This window comes from Agrobacterium vitis (assembly GCF_037039395.1).
GTDB lineage: Bacteria > Pseudomonadota > Alphaproteobacteria > Rhizobiales > Rhizobiaceae > Allorhizobium > Allorhizobium vitis_E.
This window is the reverse complement of sequence record NZ_CP146242.1, coordinates 871,981-887,269: the sequence shown is the minus strand read 5'-3', so window position 1 is coordinate 887,269 and position 15,289 is coordinate 871,981. Positions and strand designations below refer to the sequence as shown.

Genomic DNA, 15,289 nt, shown 5'->3' with positions numbered 1-15,289 from the left:
GATAAAGGCCATGGCGTTTGAAGGGACAGTCTCCGATATCATCTACGAAACCGTCGATGCCTTCCATCGCGGCGGCTTTTTCCTCGTGCAACCAAAGGGGCGCGGTCATCGCGCCGGCATGGACGCCATGCTCCTGGCGGCGCTGGTGGGGGATGGAGGTGCTGTCGCAGATCTGGGGGCTGGCGCCGGTGGCGCGGGCCTGGCCGTCGCCTCGCGTCTGCCGACGGCCAAGGTGACGCTGGTCGAGCGCTCCCCTGACATGTTGTCCTATGCGCACAAAACCCTCGACCTGGCCGAGAATGCCCATCTGGCCGGGCGGGTTCAACTGATCGCGGCGGATGTGACGCTGACGGGGCGGGCGCGCCGGGCGGCAGGATTGTCGGATGATGCTTTCGATCATGTGATCATGAACCCGCCCTTCAATGACGGGCGCGATCGTATGACGCCTGACAGTCTGAAGGCCGAGGCGCATGCCATGGACGGGGATCTGTTTGAACGCTGGCTGCGCACCGCTGGTGCGATCATGAAACCGGGCGGGCAATTGTCGCTGATCGCCCGGCCGCAATCGGTGGCCGAGATCATCGCCGCCTGCGGCAAACGCTTTGGCGGCATCGAGATCACCCTTATCCATCCAAGGGAGGGCGAAAGTGCTATCCGCCTGCTGCTGACGGCGATTAAAGGCTCGCGCGCCCGGCTCACCTTCCGCAGCCCGCTGATCATGCATGGGCCTGAAGGCCATGCCTTCCTGCCGCAGGTCGATGCGCTCAACAATGGCCGAGGGGCCTATCCACGACTGGACATCAAGACGATCTGACAGGTCGTCGTGGCGGGATCATTCGGCAAAAATCAGCCCTGCCATTGCGTTTACGCCCTCAGGACTTACATGACTGTTCGGTTTGAAGCAGCAAAGGATGTGACGCATGGCGGGTCTATGGAAGCGGTGGGTGCCGAAGCGGTTTCGCAAGCAGGAAATCGTCATTCCGGTCGTGCGGCTGCATGGCGCGATCATGAGCGGCGGCAGCCGGTTTCGCCCGGCGCTGAACCTTGCCGCTGTTGCCCCGCTTCTGGAAAAAGCCTTCAAGTTGAAGGACAGCCCGGCTGTGGTGCTGTCGATCAATTCGCCAGGCGGCTCGCCGGTGCAATCGCGGATGATCTACCAGCGCATTCGCACCCTGGCCGATGAACACAGCAAGACCGTGCTGGTGTTCGTGGAAGATGTGGCAGCCTCCGGCGGCTATATGATTGCGCTTGCCGGTGATGAAATCATTGCCGACCCGACCTCGATTGTCGGCTCGATCGGTGTCGTTTCAGGCGGTTTCGGCTTTCCCGACCTGCTGAAGAAGATCGGCGTCGAGCGGCGCGTTTATACGGCGGGCGAAAACAAGGTGATGCTCGATCCCTTTCAGCCGGAAAAGCAGAGCGATATCGAGTATCTGAAGACCCTTCAGCTGGATATTCACGGTGTTTTTATCGATATAGTCAAGACGCGGCGCGGCATCCGGCTTAACGACAATCCGGAGCTGTTTTCTGGCCTGTTCTGGACCGGGCGCAAGGGTTTCGAGCTTGGTCTGGTCGATGCACTCGGCAGCATGCGCGAAGACATCAAGGCCCGCTATGGCAAGACAGCCCGGCTGGAATTGATCTCCGGGGCGCGCGGACTGTTCGGTCGCCGTCTGCCGGGCGTTGATACGGCACTATCTGCTTGCGGCATCTCGGCGTCCGGCGATATTGGCAGTGCTGCTGCCGCCGGTCTTGTCGAGACGCTGGAAGACCGGGCGCTGTGGGCGCGCTACGGGCTTTAGAAATGCTTGATGTCGTTTGTGTTTTGGCGCGAGCGGGGCTTTCGGAGATGCGGGCGACCTGATAAAAGAGGGTGATGTCCTCTCGGTTTTCCAGCGGGCAGTGTGATCCGTTGGCGAGCAGGCAGCATGACGCGCATTCTCTTTTTCATCATCCTGATCGGTCTTGCCGTCTGGTATTACCGGCGCTGGACCGCATCGGTAGCGCAGCGTAAAACGGTGAATGCCCATCGCCGCAGCGGGCGCGACAGCGACGCGATCACCACCCTGGTCAAGGACCCGAAGACCGGTGAATACAGGGTGAAGCAGGACGACTGACCGGAAAATTATGCAGCAGATATAAAGCGCTACAGCGAACCTTTGTGCGCCATATATGGCGCACGGCGCTGTAAGCGTAGCACACACGTGTTACGGCAGTGTGGTTGTGCAACTTTGCTTGCATCGCGCTGGAATTATGATCTTATGAGCGGGAACAACCTGCTGGTGAAACCTGTTTCACTGCGTTGGCGGTACGTCTGCCTGATCCCCTATGGGTCAGGACAGGGATTATACAAAGCCTATAAACTGTTACAGTGAACCGGAATGCGCCCGAAGAGCGCTCGGCACTGTAATCCTATGATGTAATACTATGAACCTGGGGGATCTTGGCATTGTCTTTTCCGGAGGCGAAACAGGCTTGGCCATCCTCTCATGCATCGATCAGCACAGATGATTTCCTGGCCGGAGGCGGCAGGGTTGGTGAGATGATCCGCCATTTCGACTGGGCGGAGACATCGCTCGGTCCAATCAATACCTGGCCGCTGTCGCTGAAAATCACCATGCGAATGGTGTTGGCCTCGCGCCAGCCAATGTGCTTCTGGTGGGGGCCGGACCTGCTGCAATTCTATAACGATGCCTATGAGCCGATACTGGGCCTGCGCAAGGACAAGGCGCTGGGGCGGCCCTTTACCGAGATCTGGGCGGATGTCTGGGAAGGAGTTCTGCCCTATGTGCGCAGTGCCCTGGCCGGCAAGGCAACATGGGAAGAAAATTTACCCCTGGTGATGACCCGCAATGGGTTTGCGGAACAGACCTACTGGACCTTTTCCTATAGCCCGCTTTACGGTGACGATGGCGCGGTGCATGGCCTGCTGAACATCGTCACGGAGACGACGCAGGCCGTGCTTGACCGCCGGGCGCTGGAAACGAACCATGAGGAAACCCGCCAGCATCTTCGTCAAAAAGAAGCATTTGAGCAGGAATTGCGCCTGCTGAACGGCGAACTCGCGCATCGGGTGAAAAACATGCTGGCCATGGTGCAATCCATCGTCGGCCAGACCATGCGCGGCGCACAATCGCTGCCGCAGGCGGCAAGTCTGGTTTCGGCCCGTATTCAGGCCTTGTCCAAGGCACAGGATTTGTTGACCGGCAAGAGCGTGGCCTCGGCGGATATTGCCGAAGTGGTCGAAAATGCCATCGAACCACATCGCGACAGTCCCGAGCGCTTCCTGATCACTGGGCCTTTATCCATGCAGGCCTCGTCGCGCCAGGCGCTCGGCCTGTCGCTTGCCCTGCATGAGCTTGCCACCAATGCCACGAAATATGGATCGCTGTCGGTAACGGGCGGTCAGGTGGAGGTGGAATGGGGCAATCAGGAGGATGGCCGGTTTTTTCTGCGCTGGAGCGAGCGCGGCGGGCCAACCGTGTCTGAACCGCAGCGTCGCGGCTTCGGTTCCAAGCTGACCGAGCGTGTCGTGGCGGATCTGTTTCGCGGTGAGGCGAAGATTGATTTTGCGCCTGAAGGCGTGGTGTTTTTGCTGTGTGGGCAATTGGATCAGGTCGTCAGCCACTGAGCGACCGGACTGATGAGTAGCCTCTGCCAAACGACGCCACTCTTGACCGGAAAGGCCGCGCATGGCAGGTCAGACTGACCCTTTGATTTCGATGATAAATGCAGGTTCCCATGACGCTTCCTCTCGCTCCTTCGGCTTCCGCCCCGCATATGGACCCGAAGCGCTCCTTTCAGGCGCTGATCCTGACGCTGCACAATTACTGGGCCGACAAGGGCTGCGCCGTGCTGCAACCCTATGATATGGAAGTCGGCGCTGGTACGTTTCACCCGGCAACGACGCTGCGCGCGCTTGGGCCCAAGCCCTGGAAGGCTGCTTACGTCCAGCCCTCGCGCCGTCCTTCCGATGGCCGCTATGGCGAAAATCCCAATCGCTTGCAGCATTACTACCAATATCAGGTGATCCTGAAGCCCAACCCATCCAACCTGCAGGAGCTATATCTCGGCTCGTTGAAGGCCATCGGTCTCGATCCGCTGCTGCATGACGTGCGCTTTGTGGAAGACGATTGGGAAAGCCCGACGCTGGGCGCCTGGGGTCTCGGCTGGGAATGCTGGTGCGACGGCATGGAAGTCTCGCAATTCACCTATTTCCAGCAGGTTTGCGGCATCGAATGCTCGCCGGTGGCGGGCGAACTGACCTATGGTCTGGAGCGTCTGGCCATGTATGTGCAGGGCGTCGACAATGTCTATGACCTGAACTTCAATGGCCGCGAAGGCGAGGAAAAGATCTCCTATGGCGATGTCTTCCTGCAAGCCGAGCAGGAATATTCCCGCCATAATTTCGAATATGCCAATACCGAAATGCTGCTGCGGCATTTTACCGATGCCGAGAAGGAATGCCAGGCGCTGCTGGACGCCGGTGCGCCGGGCGAAAGCGCCAATCAGGTTCTACACAAGTGCGTGTTTCCGGCCTATGACCAGTGCATCAAGGCAAGCCACGTCTTCAACCTGCTCGATGCGCGCGGGGTGATTTCCGTGACTGAGCGCCAGAGCTATATCCTGCGGGTGCGCACGCTGGCCAAGGCCTGCGGCGAGGCCTTTTTGCAGACCGATGCCGGTGGCGCGAATTTCGGCAAGGCCGCGTAAGAGCTTGGAAACGGCTGGGGAGAGGGCAAGGGCATGACGCTGGACACCCTTCTCCGGCGAATGACATGGATGCGGCGCGGTTGGCTGATTCTGGCCGCTCTCTGCGGGGTGCTTTATTTCATTCTGGTGCCGTTTTTTCTCTACACTGCCTGGGTTCAATATGTGGTGGCGGCCACCGGTTTTGCGACCTATACCGGCGTAACCAGCTGGCTGGCGCAGGGTGTTGGCCGCTGGGCGGCTTTCATCGAGATTGGCGCCCTCGCGTTTCGGGTTGCAAGCGCCTGTTTCTGGCTGGCCTGGCTCTGGTTTGCCGTTCACTTCGCCACCCGTCTTTCACCCGATGCGCCGCCACGACTTGGCCCCTGGGTCTCGGTGATCTGCTGGTTCGTGCCGATCATCAAATATATACTGCCGCAGGTGGTGATGATGGAAATTGCCCGCATCACCATGCGCGATGACCACGCTCCGCCGGAAGGACAAGCGCCGGATCATGATCTGCCAGCTTTGAACGTTCGAGACTTGTACTGGCTGGCTCCATCCATTCTGGTCTGCAATCTGGTGAGCCTGACGGTGATGAATGTCGTATCGCAGGCTGTGGCCGACCGGTTGCAGTTCTCGGCCCATAGTCAACACATCCTGCATCTTGCCGCTGCCGGTGGTGTTGCGACCCTGCTTTCGCTTTTGGCCATGGATGCCTATGCCCGTACGATGGCGAAAGCCCAGGAAACCAGGCTGGCACGGTTGTTTCTTGATCGTGATCTCCCTGAACCTTGATGGCCTGAACCTTGAAGGCGGGCATTTTGAAGATCGGCGCATTGAAGATTGCAAAGGAAACGGCAGCGCGCTACTTGCATAATTCCTTAAGTCGGAGGCGATTTGAGGAAAAGATTATGCAGCAAATTTAAGCTGATACAGCATCTTATCTGCGTCTTATGAATCGCATATTGCTCTACAGCGCCATAATTTTCTCTTTAAACCGATTCCGGTTTAAAGAATTATGCAGTAGGCAAAAGCCCGGCTAACCCACGGACATGCTCATGACCCTTACCGCCCAGACTGCCGATGCCCTCACCATCCTGCCACCCGCAAAGCCGTTGACCGGCCATGTCAGCCCGCCCGGCTCGAAGTCGATCACCAACCGGGTACTGCTGTTGGCGGGTCTGGCCAATGGCACCAGCCGGTTGACCGGCGCGCTGAAAAGCGATGATACCCGCTATATGGCCGATGCGCTGAGAGCCATGGGCGTCACCGTCGAGGAGCCGGATGAGACCAGTTTTGTCGTGACCGGTACGGGCCTGTGGCGCGCACCTGATGAGGCATTGTTTCTGGGCAATGCCGGGACAGCGACCCGCTTTCTGACGGCTGCGGTGGCGCTGGCCAATGGCCGTTTCACCATCGACGGTGATGAGCATATGCGCAAACGGCCGATCCAGCCGCTGGTCGATGCGCTGCAATCGCTGGGCGTGGCGATTGCCGCCCCAAGCGGCTGCCCGCCGGTTGCCATCGATGCCAAGGGCGCGTTTACCAAAAACCGGGTGGTGATCGATGCCGGTCTCTCCAGCCAATATGTTTCGGCGCTGCTGATGGCCGCCCCGATGGCGGGCGAGGCGTTCGAGGTGGAACTGGCCGGCAGCGAGATCGGCGCGCGCGGCTATATCGACCTGACACTTGCGGCCATGCGCGCCTTTGGCGCTCGGATCGAGCAACCGTCCGAAACCATCTGGCGGATCGAGCCGACCGGCTACAAGGCAAGCGATTTCCACATCGAGCCGGATGCCTCCGCCGCCACCTATCTCTGGGCTGCCGAAGTGCTGACCGGCGGCAAGGTCGATATCGGCACACCTGCCGGGCAGTTTACCCAGCCGGATGCCAAGGCGCATGCTGTCATTTCCGCTTTCCCGCAGATGCCCGAGGTGATCGACGGCAGCCAGATGCAGGACGCTATTCCGACCATTGCCGTGCTGGCGGCCTTCAACCAAACGCCGGTGCGTTTCGTCGGTATCGCCAATCTGCGCGTCAAGGAATGCGACCGTATCCGGGCGCTCTCGACCGGCCTCAACGCCATCCGCCCCGGCCTTGCCACGGAAGAGGGCGACGACCTGATCATCGCCGCCGATCCGGCATTGGCGGGACAAACCCTGCCCGCGAAGATCGACACCTTCGCCGATCACCGCATCGCCATGAGCTTTGCACTGGCGGGCCTGAAAGTGGGCGGCATCACCATTCTCGATCCCGGCTGCGTGGCCAAAACCTATCCCGGCTATTGGGACGCGCTGGCGACGCTTGGGGTGGCATATCAGAACGACTGAAATTACCCAATCTCTTCATCTTGATGGGGAGTATTTTGGCAATATACAGTCTTGGGTTGCATAAATCGGAAGCCTTCAATAAATTCCCTCGGTAACCTGGGGGCATTTATGGCTATATCAACTGAACAACAAATTCTAATAGAACAACGTGTAACCAACGAAGCGAAGTCGATGGGCGCAAGCTATGCGCTTTGGTTCTTTGTCGGTTATCTCGGTGGACATCGCTTCTATCTTGGTCGAAAGGGTTCTGCGATTGCGATTCTGCTCATGACTATTGCTGGTTGGCTGCTTGCGGTTGTTGGCGTGGGATTGATTTTGCTTGCAATCGTTGGGCTATGGTTGCTGATCGATGCATTCCTTATTCCGGGCATGGTTGCGGAGCATAAAAACAAGGTGCGCAGCGATCTGCTTCAACAAGCATTGTTGTCGGCTCACTAGGGGGAAAGCGCAAAATGCCATCGGTCAGATGGCATTTTGCCGCCATTGCATGGATGACTTTTCGCTTCGGGCTTGCTAAGTCCGCTTCACGATAAAGCCAACCGTAAAGTCAGTCCCATGCCCGATCTTCTGCTTGAACTTCGCTCCGAGGAAATCCCCGCCCGCATGCAGCGCAAGGCGGCGGGTGATCTGAAAAAGCTGGTCACCGATGCACTTGTCGATGCGGGCCTGACCTATGAAGGTGCGCGGGAATACTGGACGCCGCGCCGGCTGGTGCTGGACATTCGCGGCCTGACGGCCCGGTCCGCCGATGTCAAGGAAGAGCGCAAGGGACCAAGCGTCTCGGCGCCGGAAAAGGCCATTGAGGGCTTTCTGCGCGGCGCGGGGCTTGCCTCCATCGATCAGGCCGTGGTTAAGACCGATCCCAAGAAGGGCGATTTCTATGTCGCGATGATCGATAAGCCGGGCCGGTCAGCGGAAGAGATCATCACCGAGGTGATGCCGGGCATTATCCGCAGCTTTCCCTGGCCGAAGTCCATGCGATCAGGTGCGGCTTCCATGCCGAAGGGTTCACGCTATGGCGGCATCGAGGGCAAGGGGTCGGAAAGCCTGCGCTGGGTGCGGCCGCTGCAATCCATCCTCTGTACTTTCGGCTCCGAGCATGACGAAGTGGCGATCATTCCCTTCGACATCGACGGGATCACCGCCTCCAACATCACCTATGGCCACCGTTTTCATGCGCCGGATGCCATCACCGTGCGGCGCTTCGACGATTATGTGTCGAGCCTCGAAAAGGCCAAGGTGATCCTTGATGCCGAACGGCGCAAGGACATCATTCTGCACGACGCCCGCGACATCGCCTTTGCCAACGGGCTGGACCTGGTGGAAGATGAGGGCCTGCTGGAAGAAGTGTCCGGCCTGGTGGAATATCCGCAAGTCCTGCTCGGCACGTTTGAGGCCGATTACCTGTCGATCCCCTCGGAAATTATCCGGTTGACCATCAAGACCAACCAGAAATGCTTCGTCACCCGGCCAATTGGCGAGAGTGACGCGCTCTCCAACCATTTCATCCTGATCTCCAACATCGCCGCCCATGATGGCGGCGCGGAAATCATCCATGGCAATGGTAAAGTGGTCCGCGCCCGCCTGTCCGATGCCCTGCATTTCTGGAAGCGCGACCAGGGCAATTTGCCGGATCTGCAAACGCTTGAAGCCTCTGCCGCAAAATTCGGCCTCGACCTGAAAAAACCGCTCGACCAGCGGATGGCCAAGCTGGATGCGCTGAATGTGACCTTCCACGCCAAGCTCGGAAGCCAAGGCGAGCAGGTCGCCCGCATCCGCGCTTTGGCCAAGGTTCTGGCGCCGATTGTGGGTGCTGACGAAGCACTGGTTGATCGCGCCGTGGTGCTGGCCAAGGCCGATCTGCGCACCGAAGCGGTCGGCGAATTCCCCGAACTGCAAGGCTTGATGGGCCGCAAATATGCGACGCTTCAGGGTGAGCACGAAAGCGTCGCCGCAGCCATCGAGGATCATTACAAGCCACAAGGCCCATCGGATCGCCTGCCGGAAGACAAGGTGGCGATTACGGTGGCACTGGCCGATAAGCTGGATACGCTGGTTGGATTCTGGGCGATTGACGAGAAGCCGACAGGGTCGAAGGACCCGTTTGCATTGCGGCGGGCTGCGTTGGGTGTGGTGCGGATTTTGTTGGAGAAGGGCATCCGGATTTCCCTCATTCGCGCCTTTGCGCCTCCGTTAGTTGATTTCTTTATTTCTAAACAGATACAGTCCTCTGGAAAATACCTCGCTGCCGCAGATAGTTTGGCTGCTGTAGGTTTGTTTTCTGATTCAGCTAGACAAGATATATACGATCAACTGGTCGGGGAATCTGGTTTCCAAGCTCTTGGAGAGGTAGCTGGGCCATTAGCTTGGGATATTTCAGTTTCCCTCATCTCCTTTTTCCATGAGCGCCTGAAAGTTTACCTCCGAGAGCAGGGCGCACGTCATGACATCGTAGATGCCGTAATTGCCGTTCCCTCCGGGCCGCGGGGCGCAACTTTTATTCAGAAACTCGTTGGTGTCAAAGAGCAGGGTGAGGGGGCTTTCTCTGCCGCCGACGACCTGCTGATGGTCGCCCGCCGTGCCGAAGCACTCACGGCTTTCATCACCTCCGAAGACGGCAAGAACCTGTTGGCGGGCACCAAGCGCGCCACGCAGCTGCTGGCAGCGGAGGAAAAGAAGGGGACGGTGGTGGCCGATGGCGTGTCCGAGGCGCTGCTGAAACTCGACGCTGAAAAGGCGCTTTATGCCGCCATCACCCAGGCGACCCAATCCGCAGCCGAGGCCGTGGCTAAGGAAGATTTCCGCTCCGCCATGCAGGCACTGTCCACCCTGCGTGCCCCGGTCGATCGTTTCTTCGAGGATGTGCTGGTCAATGACGATGACGCCGCCATCCGCGCCAATCGCCTGGCGCTGTTGAAAGCGATCCGCGAGGCAACCGGCACGGTGGCAGATTTCTCCAAAATCGCTGGGTAAGATCGCGGGATGATCCGATGGTCGGGTCGGGCATATTGGCCTGCCCCGGCTGTCATTGCGCAAAATGCGCGATGGGCTTATCTTTATCTGGTAGCGCTGGTGTTGGGCGCATGCGTTCTGAGGCAGATGGATGGCGAAGCCGGTAGACATTGCGATCAGCGACCAGTTCGCTCCCTTCATCGAACGGCAGGTTGAAAGCGGTCGTTACGGTTCGCCACGTGAAGTGGTTGAAGCCGGTTTGCGTTTACTGGAACAAGAGCAGCGTAAGCTGATCACCCTCCGTCAGGCTTTGGCAGATGGGGAAAACAGCGGACCTGCCCGCAAAATCGACAGGCAATCCTTCATCAACGATTTGCGCAGCGGCCTTTAAACCAGTGGGTGAGTACCGGCTTCGCCCTGCGGCAGAGCAGGATCTTCGTGAAATCTGGTCCTATGGAATTGAACGCTGGTCACATGAACAGGCTGAGCGCTATCTCAACCTACTCTTCGACAAGTTTGAGGAGATCGCGGCGTTCCCCAATGCCGGTGAGCCCCAATGTGGGTGAGGATGTATCCTGGATCAGAAAGGATTATCGTCGGCGTAGAGTGGGTGTTCACTTGGTTTTCTACCGAAAATTGGACCTTGCCATCATCGAGATTATCCGTGTTCTTCACGAACACATGGATGTGGAACGCCAGCTTGACTACAGCGCCGTGCGCCATATATGGCGCACAAAGGTTCGCTGTAGCGCTTTATATTTGCTGCATAATTTTCTCTTTAAACCGATTCCGGTTTAAAGAATTATGCAGTAGAGCATGGTGCAGAAAACCGGAATCAGCACGATGCTCTCAGTTTTTGTTTGCGCATCGGATTTATCCGAAAACCGGGTCCCACTTTTCGGTCCGATGCTCTCATGATCGATAAAATCCTGATCAGCGCCTGTCTGATGGGTCGCCCGGTGCGCTATGATGGCAAGGGCAAGCCCCTGCATCATCCCGCTATTGCCCGTTGGGAAGACGAGGGGCGGCTGGTGGTGTTTTGCCCGGAACAGGCCGGTGGCCTGCCGACACCGCGTCCACCAGCGGAAATAGAGCAGGGCGGCACTGGTGAGGATGTGTTGCATGGCCGCGCCCGTGTTCTGGAAGTGACCGGCGGCGATGTCACCACAGAGTTCATCGCCGGTGGCCGCAAAGCGGTGGATATGGCCCTGGAACAGGGTTGTCGCTACGCGCTGCTGATCGATGGCAGCCCGTCCTGCGGCTCCGGCTTTATCTATGACGGCTCGTTTTCAGGAAAGCGCCATCCGGGCTTCGGCGTGACTGCGGCACTGTTGAAACAGGCGGGTGTTGCGGTGTTTTCAGATAGGGACATAGACGCGCTTGAGGCAGCGCTTTCAAGCAACGATTAACAGAAAAAGCCGCCGGATTGCTCCGGCGGCTTTCGTCTTGGGAGTGATCTGTTTCAGCCCGCCCGGCGCATCTGCTGGGCCATGCCACCAAGAGCCGCGCCGTCGGCCTGCTGGTTAACGCGAAAGCCCTGGATCAGGTGCAGAAGGTCGCCGGTATCGTTGGCGAGAATCTCGGCTGAGGCGGTGGTTTCCTCGGCCATGGCGGCATTCTGCTGGGTCGTGGTGTCGAGCACGTTCAGCGCGGACGAGATCGAGCGCAGGGTCGTATCCTGTTCCTGAGCGCTGGCGGCAATGCGCCCCACCACTTCGTTGGCCTCGGTGATCTGGTTGGAGATCCGCTTCAGGGCTTCGCCGGTGCGGCCCACCAGCTGCACGCCTTCCGTGACCTGGGCCGATGAGCGAGCGATCTGCGCCTTGATTTCCTTGGCGGCTGCCGCCGAGCGTTGTGCCAGCTCGCGCACTTCCTGGGCGACGACTGCAAACCCCTTGCCGCTTTCGCCGGCCCGCGCGGCTTCCACACCGGCATTGAGCGCGAGAAGGTTGGTCTGGAAGGCGATCTCGTCGATCACCCCGATGATCTTGGTGATTTCCTCGGAGGATTTTTCGATACCGCTCATCGCTTCGATGGCGTGGCTGACGATGCCGTCGCTCTGCTGGGCTTCCCGGCTGACCGATTTCACCCGGCTTGCCGCCTCGCGGGCGCCATCGGCGGTCTGGCGGATTGCCACGGTCAATTCGTCCAAGGCTGCCGAGGTTTCCTCCAGATTGGCGGCCTGGCGCTCGGTGCGGGTCGCAAGCTCGCCAGAGGCGCGGCGGATTTCTTCCTTGCTGACGCTGATATCGTTGCCCTTCAGGTTGACGCGGGCCATGGCCTGCTCCAGCCGGGTCATGGCATCGTTGAAATTATGGCGCAGATCCTCGTATTTGGCACCGAGATCGGCGCAGCGCACGGTCAAGTCTCCGGTTGCCAGCTTTTCCAGCGAGGCGCCGATGGTCGCTACCACATGTGCCTGGGCGCGGGCCTCTTCGGCCTGCCGGTCGGCATTGCGCTGACGCTCTTCGTCCAGTTCGCGCTGCTGTTCCTCCTGGCGGGCCACCATGGCATGGCGTTCGCGCACCTTTTCCTGCAAGGATTTGGTCGCCTTTGCCATCATGCCAACTTCATTGCTCATATTGGTATGGGGAATGGCCAGGGTGACATTTTCATCGGCCACAGCCCCCAGCGCATCGTGAATGGCCGTCAGCGGCCGCGAAATGCCACGGATCACCACATAAGCGGCGGCAAGACCGATGACGAAGACGATCAGGCCCGTGGAAATGGCCTTGAATATCGCCGCATTCACTTCAGCATCGAGATCGTCCATGTAAAGACCGGTCACGACGACCACGCCCCAGGGCTCGAAGGCCTTGGCGTAGGAACTCTTGCGGAAATCATTGCCTTCCTGACCCGGCTTGGGGCCATAGAAATCGGTGCGGCCACCGCCAGCCTTGCCAAGCTTGACCAGTTCGTCACGATAGGCAAAGCCCTTGCTGTCGGCCTTGCCCTTGAAATTCTGCCCGACCCGCTTTGGATCGGGATGAAACAGCATGTTCACATCGTAGTCGTAGCCGAAGAAATAGCCGTCGGGATCGAATTTCAGCGCGTTGATCGTCTCATAGGCCTGCTTTTGCGCATCGGCCCGCGACAGGCTTCCCGCCACTTCCTTGGCATTGTAAAACTTCATCACCGAAATAGCGGTTTCCACCTCGGTGCGCAGCATTTCATAGCGCTGGGTATAGATGGTTTGCTCCGAAGAGCGGATCTGGAAGAATGTCGCGATTGCGAAAGCCGCCATCAATCCGCCAACCAGCAGGAACAGTTGCAGCGAAATCCTGAGATTTTTCATAGGTGTCTTCAGCCTCGATCAATTTTCAAGGAGTATAGTGGCATTTGCTAAAAAAAGCATAAAGACAGTCGCTTGGCAGTCATTGACTGTATTATCTCGATGATTGTCGTCTGAGTTGTGGGTCTGCAACATGTCGCAAACGGCAAGGGCATGCCACAGTCTCAGATCGTCCTCATCGACACCAAGGGGCCGGCAGCGGCGGAATTATTTCAGGCGCAGTTGCATGCTGGCAGCATCGAGAGGGCGATGCTCATCGCCGACGGCGGCGGTGGTCGCTGCCGTGTCCAGCCCGTCTCCGGCCAGCCCCACCAGTTGATTGTCATGGTCCAGCCAGCCATCCGCCTTCTGGACGTAAGTGACGGGCGAACCGCCCAGCCAGGCTTCGGTGCGCAGCAGCTGTTTATGGCCGTTGGTGTCGCGAAGCTCGATCCGCTGGGTGCCTTCCGCTAGGGTTTCCTGCGCCTGTTCCGGCGCTTTTATCTGGGCGCTGGGCGGGCAGGTTGTGCAGGACATAGCCGAAATGCTGGGCGTTGCCACGTTGCCGCCACCGATTATTTCGATGGACGAGGCCTGCGCCATCTGTGACAGCAACAGGGTGGCAAGAGTGGCGATCACGACACGCATTGACTGGTTCCTCAACGGCTGGCTCCTCAAATTCTTGGGGGGAGATTAGCCAAAGGATGTTGTCGTGCCGTAATCCGGAATGTTCAAATTTTATCGATTGCTCGTTTTGGATCAGGATTCCGATTGCTTTTCGCGGGCAATCGCCTGCCAGCCGATATCGCTGCGGCTGAAACCATTGTCCCATTCCACCTGCCGGGCCAGCGCATAGGCCTTTGCCTGGGCTTGCGCCACCGTCTTGCCACGGGCAGTGACGTTCAGCACGCGCCCGCCGGTGGCAATCAACTGACCGTCCTTCAGGGCGGTGCCGGCATGGAAAACCTTTGCCTCGTCGCTTGCGGCAGGCACGGCGGCGATGGGGGTGTTTCTGGTGAAACTGCCCGGATAACCCTTGGAGGCCAGCACCACAGTCAGCGCCGGGTCATCGTGCCACTCGGCTGCAACCTGGTCCAGCGTGCCGGATGCGCAGGCATGCAGCAGCGGCAGGAGATCGCTTTTCAGCCGCATCATCAGCACCTGACATTCCGGATCGCCAAAGCGGACATTGTATTCGATCAGTTCGGGGCCTTTTTCGGTGATCATCAACCCCGCAAAGAACACACCGGAAAACGGCATGCCCAGTTCCGCCATGCCGCGCATGGTCGGCTCGATGATCTCGCGCAAGGTGCGCTCCACCATGTCAGACGTCATCACGGGGGCAGGGGAATAGGCACCCATGCCCCCGGTATTGGGGCCGGTATCGCCATCGCCAACCCGCTTATGGTCCTGGGCGGTGGCCAGCGGCAGCAACGTCTTGCCGTCACACAGGCAGAAGAAGCTGGCTTCCTCACCATCCAGATAGGCTTCCACCACCACTTCGGCACCGGCGGCCCCGAAGGCGCCTTCGAAACAATCATCGATAGCCGACAGCGCCTCGTCCAGCGTCATTGCCACGGTCACGCCCTTGCCAGCCGCCAGGCCATCGGCCTTGATGACGATCGGCGCGCCCTGCTGGCGCACATAGGCCTTGGCTTTCGGCGCATTGTTGAAACGCTGGTAAGCGCCGGTCGGGATGTTAAAGCGGGCGCAGACATCCTTGGTAAAACCCTTGGAGCCTTCCAGCTGCGCGGCTGCGGCCGATGGACCGAAAACTGTAAGGCCCGCAGCCCGCAGCGCATCGGAAAGCCCGGCAACCAGTGGCGCTTCCGGCCCGACCACCACGAAATCCACCGCCTTTGCCTTGCAGAAGGCGATGACGGCGCTGTGGTCGTCGATATTGATGTCCACCAGTTCGGCATGTTCGGCAATGCCCGGATTGCCGGGCGCAGCGTAGAACGCACCGATCAGCGGCGATTGGGCAAGCTTCCAGGCCAGCGCGTGTTCACGTCCACCCGAACCGATCAGCAGAATATTCATGGCA

The 15,289-nt window shown here is 59.1% G+C and carries 16 protein-coding genes; 13 read left to right on the top strand and 3 right to left on the bottom strand.

What is annotated here, in order from left to right:
* Window positions 1–10: 10 nt before the first annotated feature.
* From V6582_RS06840 to V6582_RS06790, 13 genes are all read left to right on the top strand, one after another.
* Entirely contained in the window at window positions 11–814 is an 804-nt protein-coding gene (locus V6582_RS06840) for a tRNA1(Val) (adenine(37)-N6)-methyltransferase (protein WP_156632951.1), read from the top strand.
* Window positions 815–920: 106 nt separating this feature from the next.
* On the top strand, window positions 921–1,802 hold the full coding sequence (locus tag V6582_RS06835; protein WP_156632950.1) for a S49 family peptidase: 882 nt from the start codon (window positions 921–923) through the stop codon (window positions 1,800–1,802).
* Window positions 1,803–1,928: 126 nt separating this feature from the next.
* A complete protein-coding gene (locus V6582_RS06830; RefSeq protein ID WP_156632949.1) occupies window positions 1,929–2,117 on the top strand; it encodes a hypothetical protein in 189 nt (62 codons plus the stop codon).
* A 326-nt stretch (window positions 2,118–2,443) separates the two neighbouring features.
* On the top strand, window positions 2,444–3,631 hold the full coding sequence (locus tag V6582_RS06825; RefSeq protein ID WP_234889768.1) for a PAS domain-containing sensor histidine kinase: 1,188 nt from the start codon (window positions 2,444–2,446) through the stop codon (window positions 3,629–3,631).
* Window positions 3,632–3,780: 149 nt separating this feature from the next.
* Window positions 3,781–4,713 (top strand): glycine--tRNA ligase subunit alpha, encoded by a 933-nt coding sequence (locus tag V6582_RS06820; RefSeq protein ID WP_041697566.1) that lies wholly within the window; start codon window positions 3,781–3,783, stop codon window positions 4,711–4,713.
* Window positions 4,714–4,746: 33 nt separating this feature from the next.
* Window positions 4,747–5,487 carry a DUF4328 domain-containing protein gene (locus tag V6582_RS06815; RefSeq protein ID WP_156632948.1) on the top strand — a complete coding sequence of 247 codons (741 nt, stop codon included), beginning with the start codon at window positions 4,747–4,749 and terminating at the stop codon, window positions 5,485–5,487.
* Window positions 5,488–5,750: 263 nt separating this feature from the next.
* Window positions 5,751–7,022, top strand: coding sequence for a 3-phosphoshikimate 1-carboxyvinyltransferase (locus V6582_RS06810; RefSeq protein WP_156632947.1), 1,272 nt, complete (start codon window positions 5,751–5,753; stop codon window positions 7,020–7,022).
* 108 nt (window positions 7,023–7,130) lie between these two features.
* Window positions 7,131–7,460 (top strand): TM2 domain-containing protein, encoded by a 330-nt coding sequence (locus V6582_RS06805; RefSeq protein WP_060719143.1) that lies wholly within the window; start codon window positions 7,131–7,133, stop codon window positions 7,458–7,460.
* Window positions 7,461–7,577: 117 nt separating this feature from the next.
* The gene (glyS, locus tag V6582_RS06800) at window positions 7,578–9,995 is read left to right on the top strand and encodes a glycine--tRNA ligase subunit beta (RefSeq protein WP_156632946.1); all 2,418 of its coding nucleotides are present in this window, start codon (window positions 7,578–7,580) and stop codon (window positions 9,993–9,995) included.
* Between the two features lie 130 nt (window positions 9,996–10,125).
* The gene (locus V6582_RS06795) at window positions 10,126–10,365 is read left to right on the top strand and encodes a type II toxin-antitoxin system ParD family antitoxin (protein WP_156632945.1); all 240 of its coding nucleotides are present in this window, start codon (window positions 10,126–10,128) and stop codon (window positions 10,363–10,365) included.
* Window positions 10,292–10,540: a type II toxin-antitoxin system RelE/ParE family toxin gene (locus V6582_RS27525; RefSeq protein ID WP_420360206.1), complete on the top strand. Its 249-nt coding sequence runs from the start codon at window positions 10,292–10,294 to the stop codon at window positions 10,538–10,540. Before V6582_RS06795 ends, V6582_RS27525 begins: the two co-directional genes overlap by 74 nt.
* A complete protein-coding gene (locus tag V6582_RS27520; RefSeq protein WP_156632944.1) occupies window positions 10,428–10,772 on the top strand; it encodes a type II toxin-antitoxin system RelE/ParE family toxin in 345 nt (114 codons plus the stop codon). The genes V6582_RS27525 and V6582_RS27520 overlap by 113 nt, the downstream gene beginning before the upstream one ends.
* A gap of 116 nt (window positions 10,773–10,888) precedes the next feature.
* Window positions 10,889–11,383, top strand: a complete 495-nt coding sequence (locus V6582_RS06790) for a DUF523 domain-containing protein (protein WP_156632943.1) — start codon at window positions 10,889–10,891, stop codon at window positions 11,381–11,383.
* Between the two features lie 53 nt (window positions 11,384–11,436).
* Here the strand turns inward: V6582_RS06790 and V6582_RS06785 are convergent, their stop codons facing one another.
* The 3 genes from V6582_RS06785 to purD form a co-directional block, all read right to left on the bottom strand.
* Entirely contained in the window at window positions 11,437–13,269 is a 1,833-nt protein-coding gene (locus V6582_RS06785) for a methyl-accepting chemotaxis protein (protein ID WP_156632942.1), read from the bottom strand.
* A gap of 204 nt (window positions 13,270–13,473) precedes the next feature.
* A complete protein-coding gene (locus V6582_RS06780; protein ID WP_156632941.1) occupies window positions 13,474–13,893 on the bottom strand; it encodes a plant virulence effector HPE1-like domain-containing protein in 420 nt (139 codons plus the stop codon).
* A gap of 111 nt (window positions 13,894–14,004) precedes the next feature.
* The gene (gene purD / locus V6582_RS06775; protein WP_156632940.1) at window positions 14,005–15,285 is read right to left on the bottom strand and encodes a phosphoribosylamine--glycine ligase; all 1,281 of its coding nucleotides are present in this window, start codon (window positions 15,283–15,285) and stop codon (window positions 14,005–14,007) included.
* Window positions 15,286–15,289: the final 4 nt, after the last annotated feature.

Bases quoted from the DNA above. Each gene is read 5' to 3' on its own strand.
- V6582_RS06840 (WP_156632951.1), top strand. From the start codon at position 11: ATGGCGTTTGAAGGGACAGTCTCCGATATCATCTACGAAACCGTCGAT.
- V6582_RS06835 (WP_156632950.1), top strand. From the start codon at position 921: ATGGCGGGTCTATGGAAGCGGTGGGTGCCGAAGCGGTTTCGCAAGCAG.
- V6582_RS06830 (WP_156632949.1), top strand. From the start codon at position 1,929: ATGACGCGCATTCTCTTTTTCATCATCCTGATCGGTCTTGCCGTCTGG.
- V6582_RS06820 (WP_041697566.1), top strand. From the start codon at position 3,781: ATGGACCCGAAGCGCTCCTTTCAGGCGCTGATCCTGACGCTGCACAAT.
- V6582_RS06815 (WP_156632948.1), top strand. From the start codon at position 4,747: ATGACGCTGGACACCCTTCTCCGGCGAATGACATGGATGCGGCGCGGT.
- V6582_RS06810 (WP_156632947.1), top strand. From the start codon at position 5,751: ATGACCCTTACCGCCCAGACTGCCGATGCCCTCACCATCCTGCCACCC.
- V6582_RS06805 (WP_060719143.1), top strand. From the start codon at position 7,131: ATGGCTATATCAACTGAACAACAAATTCTAATAGAACAACGTGTAACC.
- glyS (WP_156632946.1), top strand. From the start codon at position 7,578: ATGCCCGATCTTCTGCTTGAACTTCGCTCCGAGGAAATCCCCGCCCGC.
- V6582_RS06795 (WP_156632945.1), top strand. From the start codon at position 10,126: ATGGCGAAGCCGGTAGACATTGCGATCAGCGACCAGTTCGCTCCCTTC.
- V6582_RS27525 (WP_420360206.1), top strand. From the start codon at position 10,292: ATGGGGAAAACAGCGGACCTGCCCGCAAAATCGACAGGCAATCCTTCA.
- V6582_RS27520 (WP_156632944.1), top strand. From the start codon at position 10,428: ATGGAATTGAACGCTGGTCACATGAACAGGCTGAGCGCTATCTCAACC.
- V6582_RS06790 (WP_156632943.1), top strand. From the start codon at position 10,889: ATGATCGATAAAATCCTGATCAGCGCCTGTCTGATGGGTCGCCCGGTG.
- V6582_RS06785 (WP_156632942.1), bottom strand. From the start codon at position 13,269: ATGAAAAATCTCAGGATTTCGCTGCAACTGTTCCTGCTGGTTGGCGGA.
- V6582_RS06780 (WP_156632941.1), bottom strand. From the start codon at position 13,893: ATGCGTGTCGTGATCGCCACTCTTGCCACCCTGTTGCTGTCACAGATG.
- purD (WP_156632940.1), bottom strand. From the start codon at position 15,285: ATGAATATTCTGCTGATCGGTTCGGGTGGACGTGAACACGCGCTGGCC.